Genomic DNA, 15,623 nt, shown 5'->3' on the forward strand with positions numbered 1-15,623 from the left:
ATTGCGTCGCGGGGCTTTTCTATTATCTGGACGACGCAGGGGTTCATGCGGATGCGGCTTCCACCTGCAGGCCCGCCGCCTTCCACTCCGGGAAACCGGCGTCCAGCCGGCGCGCCGCCACGCCATGCGCGCGCAAAGCCGCCACGGCGTCGGTGGACAGCACGCAATAGGGCCCCCGACAGTAGGCGATGACATCGGCGCCCGCGGGCAGGTCGGCCAGTCGGTGTTCCAGGTCTTCGGTCGGGATATTGATGGCGCCCGGCAAATGGCCTTGGGCGAACTCATCAGGAGGCCGCACGTCCAGCAGCACGACGCCGCCGCTGTCCAGCATGCCCAGCAGATCCTCAATGGAGATGCCATCCAGCCGGTCACGCTGATGGATGCTGTCGGCGATGACTTCCCGGATCTCTGCATGCTGATGCTCGGCATAGCCGCGCAACGCGGCCAAGAGCGGCGCGATCGGGCCCGGCCCCAACCGGTACAGCACCCGCTTGCCGTCGCGCCGGGTCTGCACGAAGCCGGCGCGGCGCAGGTGCTGCAAATGCTGCGACGTATTGGCGACAGACAGCCCGGCCAGCTCGGCCAACCGTTCGACCGCGCGTTCGCCCTGCGCGATGTGCTCAAGCAAGGCCAGGCGATGGGCCTGCCCCAGGGTCTTGGCGATCTCGGCAAGCGCGTCAAAGCGCTGGGAAGGTTGAGGGCTGTCTGGTGGCTTCATTGACATCACGATATCATCGCTCTAACATTCAATCAATAAATTGAATGTATTAAATAAGGATGCCGCCTCGTGACCCCAGCCCTGCTTGAATTCCTCCAACGCGCCGTGCTGATCGGCGCGGGCGCCACGCTGGCGATGGACGTATGGGCGCTGTTCCTCAAGCGCTGCTTCGGCATCCCTTCCCTGAACTTCGCGATGGTGGGCCGATGGATCGGACATCTGCCCCGCGGCCGCTTCCGGCACGAGAACATCGCCCGTGCCGAACCCGTGCGCGGCGAAGCGTTGCTGGGCTGGGCCGCACATTACGGCATCGGCATCATCTTCGCCGCGATGCTGCTGGGCGTCGTGGGCGAGCCCTGGACGGCGCAACCCACGCTGGCGCCCGCCCTGCTGTTCGGCATCTTGAGCGTGGCGGCGCCCTTCTTCATCCTGCAGCCGGGCATGGGCGCCGGCATCGCGGCCAGCAAGACCCCGCGCCCGAACACGGCGCGCCTGCGCAGCCTGATCGCGCATGCCGTATTCGGTGCCGGCCTGTACCTGACCGCGTGGATATTGACGAAGGTCTACGGGGGCTGATGCCCCGCCGGGATCCCGGCGCGCCCTACGAACTTGCCCGCATGTCCCGCGGCGTCATGCCGAAACGCTGCTTGAACAGGCGGCTGAAATGCGAGGGATGCGAAAAGCCCACTTGGTACGCCAGTTCGGCGATGCTGCGATGGCGATGCTGCGGGCTCAGCAACAGGTCGCGGCATTTGTCCAGGCGCTGATCGAAGATGAAGGACTCCGCCGACAGGCCGCCTGCGCGCAGGATGCGGTGCAGGTAGGCCACCGACACGCCGCAGCCCTGCGCCACCTGCTGCGGCGACAACGCCGGGTCGGCCAGATGCTGCCGGATATAGGCCAGCACGCGCTGCCGGTGGGCCACCGTGACGCTGCTATCGGATTCCGACGCATGCCCCTGCCCCGACTGCACCAGGAACAGCACGATCAGGTCGATCAGGCGTTCGCCCAGTTCCGTCACTTCGGTATCGGACCAGCCCTCCATGCCCTTGAACAGGTGGTCCATATAGCTGGCCAGCATCGCGCCGCGCGGTGACCCGTCGTCGACGCGCAGCTTGTAGAAGGCGCCGATGCGGGAATCCCGTTGCGACAGCGCGCTGCGCGGGAACGACACGCTCAGGCTGCGATAGCCCGACGCCCCAACCGCCGTCGCCTGGTAGGGCAGGCTCTGGTTCATCAGGTACACGCAGCCCGGCTCCACCTGGAACTCGCGGCCCTGCTGCCGCACGGCCAACGGACCGGCCAGCGGCAGGCCGAAGGTATAGAACTCCTGGTCCAGCCGCGACACGTTGCCCGCCGTGCGCTCCAGCTTCTGTCCCTGATAGTGCAGGTCATTGAACTGCAGGCTGGCGCGGCGCGCGTAGCGCACATGCCCGGCAAAATGGGCCGGCATGCCGCCATGGACTTCGAACGGACCGAACGCATCCGACAGCGCCTCGCGCCATTGCTCGCGCCGCTCGGCGCCGGCGCTGGCCGAAATGGCGAATTCCGTATCGGACATGGCGCGGTCTCCTGTACGCGGCGGGAAGCGCAAATTGATCTTGCGTCTACAACTTCTTGACTCACCCTGCTCTGGGGTGCGCGGCGCATTGTGGATGCGTTTGGCGCAAGTCTATAGTCAGCCCGATAAGCACACAACCTGGACAACCCGGGAGGAGACTCATGGCACACGCGCCCGCAACGGCCGCCCGCCACACGCCGGCTTCGCGCTATCTGCGCTGCGAAGGCCGCGAGCTGCACGTGACCGAATGGGGCGACGCCGGCGCGCCCCCCGTCATCATGTGGCACGGCCTGGCCCGCACAGGCCGCGACTTCGACGAACTGGCCAACGCGCTGGCGGATGACTACCACGTCATCTGCCCCGACACGATCGGCCGCGGCCTGTCGCAGTGGAGCCCGGACCCCGTCGCCGAGTACCAACTGGATTTCTACGCGCGCCTGGCCCGTTCCCTCGCGGACAGCCTGTCGCTTGCGCGCGTGCGCTGGGTCGGCACGTCGATGGGTGGCGCCACCGGCATGCACGCCGCCGCCACGACGCTCTGCGGCCGGATCTCGCATCTGGTCGTCAACGACATCGGCCCCGAACTGCCCCAGCCCGCCATCGACCGTATCCTGGCGTACGCCGGCAATCCGCCCGCGTTCGACACCGTCACCGAACTGGAAGCCTGGCTGCGCGTCGCCTACAAGCCCTATGGGTGGCAAAGCGACGAGCAATGGCGCCGGATGGCCGAGACATCGGTACGCCGTCTGCCGGACGGCCGCGTCACCGCGCACTACGACCCTGCCATCGTGGGGCAGTTCAGCCATCACCCCGACGACTACAACCGCTGGCGCGGCTACGACTCGCTGCGCATGCCGGTGCTGCTGCTGCGCGGCGCCGAGTCCGATCTGCTGCTGCCCGAAGTCGCGCACGCGATGACGCAGCGCGGACCGCGCGCGACGCGCATCGACTTCCCCGATTGCGGCCATGCGCCTGCGCTGAACGTGGCGCCGCAGATCGACGCCATCCGCCGGTTCCTTGCCACGCCGGACCCCATGCATGACCACACGGCGGCCGGCCTCGCCCGCTGACAACAGGAGACATCCATGAATCGCATTCTGCTTGCCGCGCTGGCAGCCCTCTGCATGAATTCGGCGGCCGCGGCGAAAGACTTCGTCGTCGCCCACGTCTATGACAAGACGGGGCCGCTGGAGGCCTACGCCAAACAGACGCAGAACGGCCTGATGCTGGGCCTGGAATACGCCACCCAAGGCACGATGACCGTGGCGGGCCGCAAGATCCGCGTGATTGAAAAGGACAACCAGGGCAAGCCCGACGTGGCCCGCGCGCAGCTGGCGTCCGCCTACGCGGACGACAACGCCGACATCGCCGTCGGCCCGACCTCGTCCGGCGTGGCGCTGGCCATGCTGCCGATTGCCGAAGAGTATGAAAAGATCTTGCTGGTGGAACCCGCCGTGGCGGACTCCATCACGGGAGAAAAGTGGAACAAGTACATCTTCCGCACTGGCCGCAATTCGTCGCAGGACGCCATCGCCAACGCAGTGGCGTTCGACCAGGCGGGCACGTCCATCGCCATGCTGGCGCAAGACTATGCCTTCGGCCGCGACGGCGTGAAAGCCTTCAAGGGCGCGCTGAAGAACGCCAAGATCGTGCACGAGGAATACCTGCCCGCCAACGCCACCGATTTCACGGCGGGCGCGCAGCGGCTGTTCGATGCGTTGAAAGACAAGCCTGGCCGCAAGATCATTTTCATCCTGTGGGCGGGCGCGGGCAACCCCTTCAAGATCGCTGATCTGGACCCCAAGCGCTTCGGCATTGAAATCGCCACGGGCGGCAATACGCTGGCCGCGATGACGCCGCTGAAATCGCTGGCGGGCATGGAAGGCGCCACCTATTACTACTACGGCATTCCCAAGAATCCGATCAATGACTGGCTGGTCGCCGAACACCAGAAGCGCTACGGCCAGCCGCCCGACTTCTTCACGGCGGGCGGCATGTCGTCCGGGATCGCCATCGTGGCGGCCCTGAACAAGACCGCCGGCGATTCGGATACGGACAAGCTCATCAAGGCCATGGAGGGCATGAGCTTCGACACGCCCAAGGGCAAGATGACGTTCCGGCCCGAAGATCACCAGGCCATGCAAAGCATGTACCACTTCCGCATCAAGAACGATCCCTCGGTGCCATGGGCGGTGCAGGACCTGGTCAAGGAAATCACGCCCGACCAGATGAGCGTGCCGATCCAGAACAAACGCTGAAGGCACGCCGCTGCGATGTTGGAAACCCAATCGCTCACCATCCGTTTCGGCGGGCACGTGGCCGTCAATGACGTCAGCTGCAGTTATGCGCCTGGCACGCTGACGGCCATCGTCGGCCCCAACGGCGCGGGCAAGACCACCTACTTCAATTTGATCTCTGGCCAGTTGCGCGCAAGCGCCGGGTCGGTGCGGCTGAATGGCCGGGACCTGACCTCGCTGTCGGCGCCGGCACGCATGCACGCCGGCCTGGGCCGCGCGTTCCAGCTGACGCAGTTGTTCCCGCGTTTGTCGGTGCATGAGAACGTGCGCTTGGCGCTGCAATCGCGCCAGCAGGGCATGAGCTGGCGCCAGATCCGCTTCTGGCGCACCTGGGACGACGATCGCCAGCTCTTGGCCCGCGCGGATGCCTTGCTCGACCGCACCCGCTTGTCCGCGCGCCGCGACCACGCCGCCGCGGACCTGCCGCATGGCGACCAGCGCAAGCTGGAAATCGCGATGCTGATCGCGCTGGAACCACAGGTGTTCATGTTCGATGAGCCGACCGCCGGCATGAGCGTGGACGACGTGCCGGTGGTGTTGGAACTGATCCGCGAAATCAAGAACGACCGAACCAAGACGATCCTGCTGGTGGAGCACAAGATGGATGTGGTGCGCGAGCTGGCCGACCGGATCGTCGTGCTGCACAACGGCCGGTTGATGGCGGACGGCGACCCCGCCACCGTGATCGCCTCGCCCATCGTGCAGCAGGCCTATCTGGGCATGAGCCCGACGGAGACCCCGGCATGAGCGCCCCGATGCTGCTGGAACTGCAAGGGGTGCATACCCACATCGGCGCGTACCACATCCTGCACGGCGTCGACCTGGCTGTGCCATCCGCGGGCGTCACCATGCTGCTGGGCCGCAACGGCGCCGGCAAGACCACCACGCTGCGCACGATCATGGGATTGTGGCGGGCCTCGCAAGGCCAGGTGACGTTTGACGGCACGCCCATCGGCGGACCCGGCACACGCAAATCGCCGCCCGACATGGCGCGCATGGGCATGGCCTACGTGCCCGAGAACATGGGCATCTTTGCAGACTTGTCCGTGAAGGAGAACATCTTGCTCGCCGCGCGGCAGGCGCGCAGCGCAGACCAGCTCGACACCGCGCGGCTGGAATGGATCTTCGGTTTTTTTCCTGCGCTCAAGAAATTCTGGCTGCATCCAGCCGGCAAGCTGTCGGGCGGCCAGAAGCAGATGCTGGCGGTGGCCCGGGCCATCATCGAGCCGCGCCGGCTGCTGCTGATCGACGAGCCCAGCAAGGGGCTTGCGCCCGCCATCATCCAGAACATGATCGATGCCTTCCTCGAACTCAAGGAAGCGTCCACCACCATCCTGCTGGTCGAACAGAACTTCAACTTCGCGCAGCAGGTCGGCGATCATGTCGCGATCATGGACAACGGCCGCGTCGTCCATGCGGGCAGCATGCGCGAGCTCGCGCAAGACGAAGCACTACAGACACGCCTGCTTGGCCTGTCGTTGGGAAGCCATCAATGAGCACCCTGGATATCGATACCCCGTTGCCCCGCACCCGCGCGGACCTGCGCCCCGTGCTGCTCGTCGCCGCGCTGGCCGCCATCGCGTTGCCGCTGGTGGGCTCCTTTTCAACCTGGGTCACGCTGACGCTCGCGGGCCTGGCGATGGGCATGATCATCTTCATCGTGGCCTCGGGCATGACGCTGGTGTTCGGCCTGATGGACGTCCTGAACTTCGGGCACGGCCTCTTCATCGCCATCGGCGCCTACATGGCGGCGACGGTGCTTGGCGGCATGGCCGACTGGACCCAGACAGGCAGCCTGTGGATGAACCTGGCTGCGGTGCTGCCCGCCATGATCGTGGGCATGCTGGTGGCGGGTGCCGTGGGCCTGGCGTTCGAACGCGTGATCGTGCGGCCGGTGTATGGCCAGCACCTGAAGCAGATCCTGATCACCATGGGCGGCATGATCATCGGTGAAGAGATCATCAAGATGATCTGGGGACCGCAGACGCTGTCCCTGCCGCTGCCCGAGGCGTTGCGCGGCGCATTCCTGCTGGGAGATGCGGCGATCGAGAAGTTCCGGATCGTGGCGCTGGCCGTCGGCATCCTGGTACTGGGCGGCATGCTGTGGCTGCTGAACCGCACCAAGCTGGGTTTGTTGATACGCGCCGGCGTGGAAGACCGCGAAATGGTGGAAAGCCTGGGCTACCGCATCCGGCACCTGTTCGTCGGTGTCTTCGTCGCCGGGTCGATGCTCGCCGGGCTGGGCGGCGTGCTGTGGGGCATGTATCAACAGTCGGTGGTGCCGCAGCTGGGCGCGCAGGTGAACGTGCTGATCTTCATCGTGATCATGATCGGCGGGCTGGGCTCGACCGTGGGTTGCCTCATCGGGGCGCTGCTGGTGGGCCTGATGGCCAACTACACCGGCTTTCTCGTACCCAAAGCCGCCCTGTTCTCGAATATCGCGCTGATGGTCGCCATTCTGTTGTGGCGTCCACAAGGCGTATATCCGGTCACGAACCGCTAGGAGCCCGCCGACATGTCTTTCCGCCTGCTCTCCGGCGACCCGCCGCGCAGCACCCTCCTGGCGCTCGCGCTGATTGCCGTTGTCGCCCTGCTTGCCGCGGCGCCGTTTCTCTTTCCCGGCCCCAAATCGTTGGCGGTCGCCGCCAAGATCCTGGTGTTCGTGATCCTCGTGGCCAGTTACGACCTGCTGCTGGGCTACACGGGCATCGTGAGCTTCGCGCACACCATGTTCTTCGGCATCGGCGCCTACGGTGTGGCGATCGCCAGCATCCGGATGGAGCCAGGCTGGGCCGCGGTATTCGCCGGCGTCGGTGGCGCATTGGTCGTATCGCTGGCCTTCGCCCTGTTGATCGGGCTTGCCAGCCTGCGGGTGCGCGCGATCTTCTACGCCATGATCACGCTGGCGGTCGCGGCCGCGTTCCAGACGCTGGTGTCGCAGCTGTCGGACTTCACCGGCGGCGAAGACGGCCTGAATTTCAAGGTGCCCCAGATACTGCGTCCGGCGTTCCGGCCGCTGTCAGAACCGCTGTTCGGCGTCACGGTCGACGGCCGCATCATCACCTACTACCTGATCGCCGCGGTCTGCGCGGTACTGTTCCTGATGCTGCTGCGTATCGTGAATTCGCCGTTTGGCCGGGTGCTGCAAGCCATTCGCGAAAACCCCTTCCGCGCCGAAGCCATCGGGTATCGCACGGTGCTGTACCGCAGCCTGTCCAATCTGCTGGCGGCCGCCTTCGCCACGCTGGCCGGCGCCATGTACGCGCTTTGGCTGCGCTACAACGGCCCGGACACCTCGCTGTCGTTCGAGATCATGCTGAACATCCTGCTGATGCTGGTGATCGGTGGCATGGGCACCATGTACGGCGCCGTGGTGGGCGCCAGCCTCTTCGTGTTTGCGCAGAGCTATCTGCAGGACGGCCTGCACGTGATCCACGATGCCGTCTCCGGCGTGGCGCCGCTGGCCCTGCTGTTCGAGCCGGACCGCTGGCTGCTATGGCTGGGCATCCTGTTCGTGGTGTCGGTGTATTACTTCCCGACAGGCATCGCGGGACGGCTGCGCGAACTGGCGCGGCGGCATTGATTCCCATGAACGGAGCCACGCGCGGCGCCAGGGCGCGATCCGCCGCCCTACTTTCCGCTCTGGCGTAGCGTGTCTGCTTCGCGCCGCAGACCGTCGACACGCCGCTGCATCTCATCGATCTTGCCGCGGTCCAGTTGCGAGCCGGCCGGGGTCGGCGCCAGGGGCTTCATCGCGGAGCCGGTGTTCAACGGCATCATGGCAGGCGGCGCCGTCGCCGCATCCACGGGTTTCTGCTTGAGCAGCCGTTCAAGCAACATCAGTTGATTGCGCTGCGCCTGCAGCGCTTGCTCTTGCGACGCCAACGCCTGCTCGTCCTCGTTGTCCGTGCCGAAGATGGCGGCGTGGTCCGACGATCCAGCGGGAAGCTTGACGCGCGGCTCGGGCCCCGCGTTCAAGACGTTCTTGCCCGCGCGCGGATCATCCACCGGCGAGGCTGCCGTCACGTCGGCGCCGGAATCGGCGCGTTGCGCCGTGGCAGCGGTGGCCGCGCATAGCGCCGCGCCAAGCATGCCGGCCATCAGGGCGCTGCGCACGATGTCATTTACCCGCATTGGCATAGATCTCAAAGACGAAAAAAAACGGCAAGGGGTTTAGCCCTTGCCGTTTTATATCAGAACGGCGAACCGTTCCGATGACTACTTAGATGATACGTGCGGCTTCAACCAGACGCACCACACGCCACGACTTCGAGCGCGAGATGGGACGGCCTTCAGCGATTTCAACCGTATCGCCTTCGTTGAATTGGTTCGATTCGTCGTGTGCCTTGTACTTCGCGGAGCGCACGATGATCTTGCCGAAGATGGGGTGCTTGACGCGGCGCTCGACGAGCACAACGACAGTCTTGTCCATCTTGTTGCTGACGACCTTGCCAACCAGCGTACGCTGGCGCTTGGCCACTTGGGTGTTTTGAGTTTCGCTCATGTTTATTTCCCTGCCTTCTCGGTCAGCAAGGTACGAACGCGCGCAATGTCGCGACGCACGTTGCGCAGCTGGCTGGTGTTGGCCAGTTGCTGCGTGGCCTTCTGCATACGCAGACCGAATTGTGCCTTCAGCAGGCTTTCGAGCTCTTTGCCGAGCTCGGCGGCGTCTTTCGAACGGAGTTCGCTAGCTTTCATGTTAGTACTCCTTAAGCACCGATATGACGCGCGACGAACGTGGTCGAAATCGGCAGCTTGGCAGCGGCCAGGCGGAAAGCTTCACGCGCGATCTCTTCGCTCACACCTTCCATTTCGTAGAGCACTTTGCCGGGCTGAATTTCAGCGACCCAGTACTCAGGATTGCCCTTACCGTTACCCATACGGACTTCGGCGGGCTTCTGCGAGATGGGCTTATCCGGGAAAATGCGAATCCAGATACGGCCGCCACGCTTGATGTGACGATTGATAGCACGACGAGCGGCTTCGATCTGGCGAGCGGTCAGACGGCCACGGCCGGTGGCCTTCAGACCGAATTCGCCGAACGACACGTGGGTACCACGGGTCGCCAGACCGGTGTTGCGGCCCTTCTGCTCTTTGCGATACTTTCTGCGAGAGGGTTGCAGCATGGTTATTCTCCTTCAGGCGCCGGAGCAGCGTCCGCCTTGCGGGGACCACCACGACCACGACCACCCGGACGACCGGTGCGAGCACCGTCCGGACGATCACCACGCGGAGCGCGGCGCGGACGACGTTCTTCTTCGCGCGGGGCAGCGGTTTCCGGCGGCAATTCGCCGTTAGCCAGCATGTCGCCCTTGTAGACCCAGACCTTGATGCCGATCACGCCATAGGTCGTGTGGGCTTCGGAGGTGCCGTAGTCGATATTGGCCTTGAGGGTGTGCAGCGGCACACGGCCTTCGCGATACCACTCGGTGCGGGCAATTTCGATACCGTTCAGACGGCCGGCGCTCATGATCTTGATGCCTTGGGCACCCAGACGCATTGCGTTCTGCATCGCGCGCTTCATTGCGCGACGGAACATGATGCGCTTCTCGAGCTGTTGCGAGATCGAGTCGGCGATCAGTTGAGCATCGGTTTCCGGCTTGCGGATTTCTTCGATGTTGACGTGCACGGGCACGCCCATCAGACGCTGCAGATCAGCCTTCAGGCTTTCGATGTCTTCGCCGCGCTTGCCGATCACCACGCCCGGACGAGCCGAGTAGACGGTGATGCGGGCATTCTTGGCCGGACGCTCGATGATCACGCGACCAACGGAGGCGCTCTTGAGCTTCTTCTTCAGGTACTCGCGAACGCGAATGTCTTCGGCAAGCATCGTGCCGAAGGCCTTGTCGTCGGCGAACCAACGCGAGGACCAATTACGGGTGACCGCGAGACGGAACCCAGTGGGGTGAATTTTCTGACCCATCGTGACTCCTTAAGCTCCGACCTTGACCGTGATATGGCAGGTCTGCTTCTCGATACGGTTGCCGCGGCCCTTGGCGCGAGCGGAGAAGCGCTTCATCGACTGAGCCTTGTCCACAAAAATCGTGGTGACTTTCAGTTCGTCGATATCGGCGCCGTCGTTGTGCTCGGCGTTGGCGATGGCGGACTCGACAGCCTTCTTCAGGATGACGGCAGCCTTCTTCGGCGAGAAGGTGAGGATCTCCAGCGCACGGCCGACCTTCTGACCACGGATCAAGTCCGCAACCAGACGGGTCTTCTGTGCCGAGATGTGCACCCCACGGATAATGGCAGTAGTTTCCATCGCTTACCTCTTCGCCTTCTTGTCCGCAGCGTGACCCTTGAACGTACGGGTCAGCGCGAACTCGCCCAGCTTGTGACCGACCATGTTCTCGTTGATGTACACGGGGACATGCTGCTTGCCGTTGTGCACAGCGATCGTCAGACCGATGAACTCGGGCAGGATCGTGGAACGACGCGACCAGGTCTTGATCGGCTTCTTGTCTTTGCCCGCGACGGCCGTGTCCACCTTTTTGATCAGGTGAGCATCGACAAACGGGCCTTTCTTGATCGAACGTGACATAGTGTTCGCCTCTTACTTGCGCTTGCGCCGTTGGACGATCATATTGTTCGTCCGCTTGTTGCGACGGGTCTTGAAACCCTTCGCCGGAGTACCCCACGGGCTGACCGGTTCGCGTGCTTCACCGGTACGGCCTTCACCGCCACCGTGCGGGTGATCCACCGGGTTCATGGCAACGCCACGGACCGTCGGGCGGATACCACGCCAACGCATTGCACCGGCCTTGCCGATTTGGCGCAGGCTGTGTTCTTCGTTACCGACTTCACCAATGGTGGCGCGGCATTCGATGTGCACACGGCGGACTTCACCCGAGCGCAGACGAACCTGAGCGTAGATGCCTTCGCGAGCCAGCAGGACGGCGGAAGCGCCAGCCGAGCGGACCATCTGAGCACCCTTGCCAGGCAGCATTTCGACGCAGTGAATCGTCGTACCCACCGGGATGTTGCGGATCGGCAGGGTGTTGCCGGCGCGGATCGGGGCTTCGATGCCCGACAGCACAGTGGCACCCACTTCCAGACCACGCGGAGCGATGATGTAACGACGTTCGCCGTCGGCGTAGCACAGCAGAGCGATGTGCGCCGTACGGTTGGGGTCATATTCCAGACGCTCAACCTTCGCCGGGATACCGTCCTTATCACGACGGAAGTCGACCAAGCGGTAGTGTTGCTTGTGACCGCCGCCACGATGGCGGATCGTGATGTGACCGTTGTTGTTACGGCCAGAACCACGGGTCTTCTTTTCCAGCAGCGGCGCGTAGGGCTCACCCTTGTGCAGGTTGGGACTGACAACCTTCACCATGCCACGGCGGCCGGCCGAAGTCGGCTTAACTTTTACGAGGGCCATTTACTTCACCTCCGCAAAGTCGATTTCCTGGCCGTCCTTGAGCGACACGTAAGCCTTGCGCTCATTACGGCGACGGCCAACGAATCGGCCAAAGCGCTTGACTTTGCCCTTACGGTTGAGGACCTGCACGGACTCGACCTGCACCTTGAAGAGCAGTTCGACGGCAGCCTTGATTTCCGGCTTGGTAGCGTCAGCCACGACACGGAAAGCGACTTGCTGATTCTTCTCAGCGACGAACGTGGCCTTTTCGGTCACGATCGGAGCCAGAATGACTTGCATCAAGCGTTCAGCGTTCATCCCAGCATCTCCTCGAGTTGAGCGATGGCCGGCTTGGTGATCAGCACTTTCTTGTAGTGGACCAGCGACAACGGATCGGCATAACGGGGCTCGACAACAGCAACGTGCGGCAGGTTGCGGGTGGCGAGGTAAACATTCTCATCAACGCTGTCGGTGATGATCAGGACCGAGTCCAGGCCCAGGCTCTTCAGCTTTGCAGCAGCAGCCTTGGTCTTGGGCGATTCCAGATCAAACGATTCGACAACGGCGATACGGTCTTCACGAGCCAGTTGCGACAAGATCGAACGGATCCCGGCGCGGTACATCTTCTTGTTGACCTTCTGGCTGAAGTTCTCTTCGGGCGAGTTCGGGAAAATCCGACCACCGCCACGCCACAGCGGCGACGAAGTCATACCAGCGCGTGCGCGGCCGGTACCCTTCTGGCGCCAGGGCTTCTTGGTCGAGTGCTTAACTTCGGCACGATCCTTCTGAGCGCGGTTGCCGGCACGGGCATTGGCTTGGAAAGCCACCACGATCTGATGAATCAGTGCTTCGTTGAAGTCACGGCCGAAGATCGTATCGGGCGCGCTGAACGTAGCAGCGGCCTGACCTTGGTCGTTCAGGAGCTTGAGATCCATTTACTTACGCTCCCTTCTTGGCCGGGGCCTTGATGGCCGGGCGCACGACGATGTCGGCGCCAGCGTGGCCGGGGACAGCGCCCTTGACCAGCAGCAGGCCGCGCTCAACGTCAACGCGAACGACGTCGAGGTTTTGAACGGTGCGGGTGACATCACCCAGGTGACCAGCCATGCGCTTACCCGGGAAAATACGGCCCGGATCTTGTGCTTGACCAATCGAGCCGGGAACGCGGTGCGAACGGGAGTTACCGTGCGAAGCGCGTTGCGAACCGAAGTGGTGACGCTTGATGGTACCGGCGAAGCCTTTACCAATGGTCGTGCCCGTCACGTCGACCTGTTGGCCGGCTTCGAACACGGATTCCACGGCGATCACGGTACCGGCTGCAAATTCAGCAGCGCGGGCGGGATCCAGGCGGAATTCTTTGAGGATGCTACCGGCTTCAACGCCGGCTTTGGCGTAGTGGCCCGTTTGCGGCTGAACCACACGCGAGGCACGACGAGTGCCATAAGTCACTTGGATCGCGGCGTAGCCGTCGGTTTCCTGCGACTTAACTTGGGTCACGCGGTTGTTCGACACGTCCAGCACGGTCACCGGGATGGATTCACCTTCCTCGGTAAAAATGCGGGTCATGCCGACCTTGCGACCCACCAGCCCCAGCCGGTGAGCGGCGGGCGTGGGTGTCGAATTCGACATCGTTTTCTCCATTCCCGACTGCGATTGGTCGGGGCTAATCGGGCAAAAGGTAACGGCCTTTGCCCTACGACTATGTTTAACCTGGGTTGGGGAGTAATTTGGGGGGATCAGTTGGGTTTTAGCCCATCCCGCCATCCCGTTCCCATAGTCAGTCTTGCCACAAAATGGCAAGCTTGGCATATTAGCACGATTTTTCCAGTCAGCACAAGCACTTAGCCCTCTTGGGGCGTGTGCCCAGCGGCAGTTTTGCCACAGTGTGGCACGGCGCCGCCAGCGACCTCGAAAACAGGTCCCTGCTGGGACAGTGAGCGCCCGCTAACCTGCGGACAGGGCCGCGAAAGTTCGGACGCCATGCCTGCGGCGGATCACCGCCAAACACCGCTGAAAAAACAAAATGGCCGCACTCCCGAAGGAATACGGCCATTTTTTCGAGCCTACCGGCGAAGGTAGCAGGCCCGGTACGCCTTACTGCAGCGCGATTTCGACGTCGACGCCGGCCGGCAGGTCCAGACGCATCAGCGCGTCAACGGTCTTGTCGGTGGGATCAACGATGTCCATCAAGCGCTGATGGGTACGGATTTCGAACTGGTCACGCGACGTCTTGTTGACGTGCGGCGAACGCAGAACGTCGTAGCGACGGATACGCGTGGGCAGCGGCACCGGACCGCGGACGACGGCGCCGGTACGCTTGGCGGTGTCGACGATTTCAGCGGCCGATTGATCGATCAGCTTGTAATCGAAGGCTTTCAAGCGGATACGGATCTTTTGGTTTTTCATGGCGTTTCCTAAAGAACGAGAGGCGAAGGCGACGATGCGCCCTCGCTGATTGTTTGCTGCTTAAGTGATCCGAATTACTTCAGGATCTTGGCGACGACGCCGGCGCCGACGGTACGACCGCCTTCACGGATGGCGAAACGCAGACCTTCTTCCATGGCGATGGGAGCCAACAGCTTGACCGTCATGGCCACGTTGTCGCCCGGCAGAACCATTTCCTTGTCGGCCGGCAGCTCGATCGTGCCCGTCACGTCCGTCGTGCGGAAGTAGAACTGGGGACGATAGCCTTGGAAGAACGGAGTGTGACGGCCGCCTTCTTCCTTGGACAGGATGTACACCTCGGACGTGAAGTCCGTGTGCGGGGTGATCGAGCCCGGCTTGGCCAGAACTTGGCCGCGCTGGACGTCTTCACGCTTGGTGCCGCGCAGCAGGATGCCCACGTTGTCGCCGGCTTGACCTTGGTCGAGCAGCTTGCGGAACATTTCAACGCCCGTGCAAGTCGTCTTGACCGTCGGAACCAGACCCACGATTTCGATTTCTTCGCCGACCTTGACCACGCCGCGTTCGATACGGCCGGTCACCACCGTGCCACGACCCGAGATCGAGAACACGTCTTCAACCGGCATCAGGAACGCGCCGTCAACGGCACGCTCAGGCGTCGGGATGTACGAATCCAGAGCGGCAGCCAGGTTCATGATGGCCTGTTCGCCCAGTTCGCCCTTGTCGCCTTCCAGCGCCAGCTTGGCCGAACCCTTGACGATCGGGGTGTCATCACCCGGGAAGTCGTACTTCGACAGAAGTTCGCGAACTTCCATTTCCACCAGCTCGAGCAGCTCGGCGTCGTCAACCATGTCAGCCTTGTTCAGGAAGACGATGATGTACGGCACGCCAACTTGGCGGCTCAGCAGGATGTGTTCACGCGTTTGCGGCATCGGGCCGTCAGCGGCCGACACAACCAGGATCGCGCCGTCCATTTGCGCCGCGCCCGTGATCATGTTCTTCACATAGTCAGCGTGGCCCGGGCAGTCAACGTGCGCGTAGTGACGCGCTTCCGTTTCGTACTCGACGTGGGCGGTGTTGATCGTGATGCCGCGAGCCTTTTCTTCAGGAGTCGCATCGATCTGGTCGTAGCCCTTGGCTTCGCCACCGAACTTGTTCGACAGAACGGTCGTGATAGCTGCCGTCAACGTCGTTTTGCCGTGGTCAACGTGACCAATCGTACCCACGTTCACGTGCGGCTTGGTACGTTCAAACTTGCCTTTTGCCATGATCTCTATCCTTTAA

At 63.2% G+C, this 15,623-nt stretch carries 22 protein-coding genes; 7 read left to right on the forward strand and 15 right to left on the reverse strand.

All coding sequences use genetic code 11. From position 1 onward, the window contains the following. Nucleotides 1-43: 43 nt before the first annotated feature. On the reverse strand, nt 44-718 hold the full coding sequence (locus ACO6D5_RS06290; protein ID WP_485824921.1) for an ArsR/SmtB family transcription factor: 675 nt from the start codon (nt 716-718) through the stop codon (nt 44-46). 69 nt (nt 719-787) lie between these two features. On the opposite strand from ACO6D5_RS06290, the gene ACO6D5_RS06295 reads away from it, so the two are divergent. Next, entirely contained in the window at nt 788-1,294 is a 507-nt protein-coding gene (locus tag ACO6D5_RS06295; RefSeq protein WP_485824922.1) for a DUF2938 domain-containing protein, read from the forward strand. 25 nt (nt 1,295-1,319) lie between these two features. Here the strand turns inward: ACO6D5_RS06295 and ACO6D5_RS06300 are convergent, their stop codons facing one another. After that, nucleotides 1,320-2,279 carry a helix-turn-helix domain-containing protein gene (locus ACO6D5_RS06300; RefSeq protein WP_315527195.1) on the reverse strand — a complete coding sequence of 320 codons (960 nt, stop codon included), beginning with the start codon at nt 2,277-2,279 and terminating at the stop codon, nt 1,320-1,322. A 161-nt stretch (nt 2,280-2,440) separates the two neighbouring features. Here ACO6D5_RS06300 and ACO6D5_RS06305 point away from each other — a divergent pair, with 161 nt between their 5' ends. From ACO6D5_RS06305 to ACO6D5_RS06330, 6 genes are read left to right on the forward strand one after another with little or no spacing between them, the layout of a single operon-like run. Beyond that, a complete protein-coding gene (locus ACO6D5_RS06305) occupies nt 2,441-3,349 on the forward strand; it encodes an alpha/beta fold hydrolase (RefSeq protein ID WP_485824923.1) in 909 nt (302 codons plus the stop codon). A gap of 15 nt (nt 3,350-3,364) precedes the next feature. After that, the gene (locus tag ACO6D5_RS06310) at nt 3,365-4,537 is read left to right on the forward strand and encodes a substrate-binding domain-containing protein (protein WP_485824924.1); all 1,173 of its coding nucleotides are present in this window, start codon (nt 3,365-3,367) and stop codon (nt 4,535-4,537) included. A gap of 15 nt (nt 4,538-4,552) precedes the next feature. Beyond that, the gene (locus ACO6D5_RS06315; protein WP_485824925.1) at nt 4,553-5,323 is read left to right on the forward strand and encodes an ABC transporter ATP-binding protein; all 771 of its coding nucleotides are present in this window, start codon (nt 4,553-4,555) and stop codon (nt 5,321-5,323) included. After that, a complete protein-coding gene (locus ACO6D5_RS06320; RefSeq protein WP_088588562.1) occupies nt 5,320-6,072 on the forward strand; it encodes an ABC transporter ATP-binding protein in 753 nt (250 codons plus the stop codon). Before ACO6D5_RS06315 ends, ACO6D5_RS06320 begins: the two co-directional genes overlap by 4 nt. Continuing rightward, the gene (locus ACO6D5_RS06325; RefSeq protein WP_006227026.1) at nt 6,069-7,079 is read left to right on the forward strand and encodes a branched-chain amino acid ABC transporter permease; all 1,011 of its coding nucleotides are present in this window, start codon (nt 6,069-6,071) and stop codon (nt 7,077-7,079) included. Before ACO6D5_RS06320 ends, ACO6D5_RS06325 begins: the two co-directional genes overlap by 4 nt. Before the next feature lie 12 nt (nt 7,080-7,091). After that, on the forward strand, nt 7,092-8,159 hold the full coding sequence (locus ACO6D5_RS06330; RefSeq protein ID WP_315527182.1) for a branched-chain amino acid ABC transporter permease: 1,068 nt from the start codon (nt 7,092-7,094) through the stop codon (nt 8,157-8,159). A 47-nt stretch (nt 8,160-8,206) separates the two neighbouring features. Here the strand turns inward: ACO6D5_RS06330 and ACO6D5_RS06335 are convergent, their stop codons facing one another. The 13 genes from ACO6D5_RS06335 to tuf form a co-directional block, all read right to left on the reverse strand. Then, nucleotides 8,207-8,710, reverse strand: a complete 504-nt coding sequence (locus ACO6D5_RS06335; RefSeq protein ID WP_485824926.1) for a hypothetical protein — start codon at nt 8,708-8,710, stop codon at nt 8,207-8,209. Between the two features lie 88 nt (nt 8,711-8,798). Further along, entirely contained in the window at nt 8,799-9,080 is a 282-nt protein-coding gene (gene rpsQ, locus ACO6D5_RS06340) for a 30S ribosomal protein S17 (RefSeq protein ID WP_006227023.1), read from the reverse strand. Between the two features lie 2 nt (nt 9,081-9,082). Next, nucleotides 9,083-9,274: a 50S ribosomal protein L29 gene (gene rpmC / locus ACO6D5_RS06345; RefSeq protein ID WP_003806912.1), complete on the reverse strand. Its 192-nt coding sequence runs from the start codon at nt 9,272-9,274 to the stop codon at nt 9,083-9,085. Between the two features lie 11 nt (nt 9,275-9,285). After that, complete coding sequence (rplP, locus tag ACO6D5_RS06350; RefSeq protein WP_006216552.1) at nt 9,286-9,702, reverse strand: 50S ribosomal protein L16; 417 nt, start codon at nt 9,700-9,702, stop codon at nt 9,286-9,288. A 2-nt stretch (nt 9,703-9,704) separates the two neighbouring features. Further along, the gene (rpsC, locus tag ACO6D5_RS06355; protein ID WP_006227022.1) at nt 9,705-10,499 is read right to left on the reverse strand and encodes a 30S ribosomal protein S3; all 795 of its coding nucleotides are present in this window, start codon (nt 10,497-10,499) and stop codon (nt 9,705-9,707) included. Nucleotides 10,500-10,508: 9 nt separating this feature from the next. After that, entirely contained in the window at nt 10,509-10,838 is a 330-nt protein-coding gene (rplV, locus tag ACO6D5_RS06360) for a 50S ribosomal protein L22 (protein ID WP_006227021.1), read from the reverse strand. 3 nt (nt 10,839-10,841) lie between these two features. Continuing rightward, nucleotides 10,842-11,117: a 30S ribosomal protein S19 gene (gene rpsS / locus ACO6D5_RS06365; RefSeq protein ID WP_006216555.1), complete on the reverse strand. Its 276-nt coding sequence runs from the start codon at nt 11,115-11,117 to the stop codon at nt 10,842-10,844. Between the two features lie 12 nt (nt 11,118-11,129). Beyond that, entirely contained in the window at nt 11,130-11,957 is an 828-nt protein-coding gene (gene rplB, locus ACO6D5_RS06370) for a 50S ribosomal protein L2 (RefSeq protein ID WP_006227020.1), read from the reverse strand. Beyond that, entirely contained in the window at nt 11,958-12,254 is a 297-nt protein-coding gene (gene rplW, locus ACO6D5_RS06375; protein WP_006216557.1) for a 50S ribosomal protein L23, read from the reverse strand. Then, nucleotides 12,251-12,871, reverse strand: coding sequence for a 50S ribosomal protein L4 (gene rplD, locus ACO6D5_RS06380; protein ID WP_006216558.1), 621 nt, complete (start codon nt 12,869-12,871; stop codon nt 12,251-12,253). Before rplD ends, rplW begins: the two co-directional genes overlap by 4 nt. Before the next feature lie 4 nt (nt 12,872-12,875). Continuing rightward, nucleotides 12,876-13,565, reverse strand: a complete 690-nt coding sequence (rplC, locus tag ACO6D5_RS06385; protein ID WP_006227019.1) for a 50S ribosomal protein L3 — start codon at nt 13,563-13,565, stop codon at nt 12,876-12,878. 465 nt (nt 13,566-14,030) lie between these two features. Next, nucleotides 14,031-14,342: a 30S ribosomal protein S10 gene (gene rpsJ, locus ACO6D5_RS06390; protein ID WP_003806903.1), complete on the reverse strand. Its 312-nt coding sequence runs from the start codon at nt 14,340-14,342 to the stop codon at nt 14,031-14,033. Between the two features lie 74 nt (nt 14,343-14,416). After that, nucleotides 14,417-15,607 (reverse strand): elongation factor Tu, encoded by a 1,191-nt coding sequence (tuf, locus tag ACO6D5_RS06395; RefSeq protein ID WP_035214420.1) that lies wholly within the window; start codon nt 15,605-15,607, stop codon nt 14,417-14,419. Nucleotides 15,608-15,623 lie beyond the last annotated feature (16 nt).

It is taken from the genome of Achromobacter sp., from assembly GCF_057314935.1.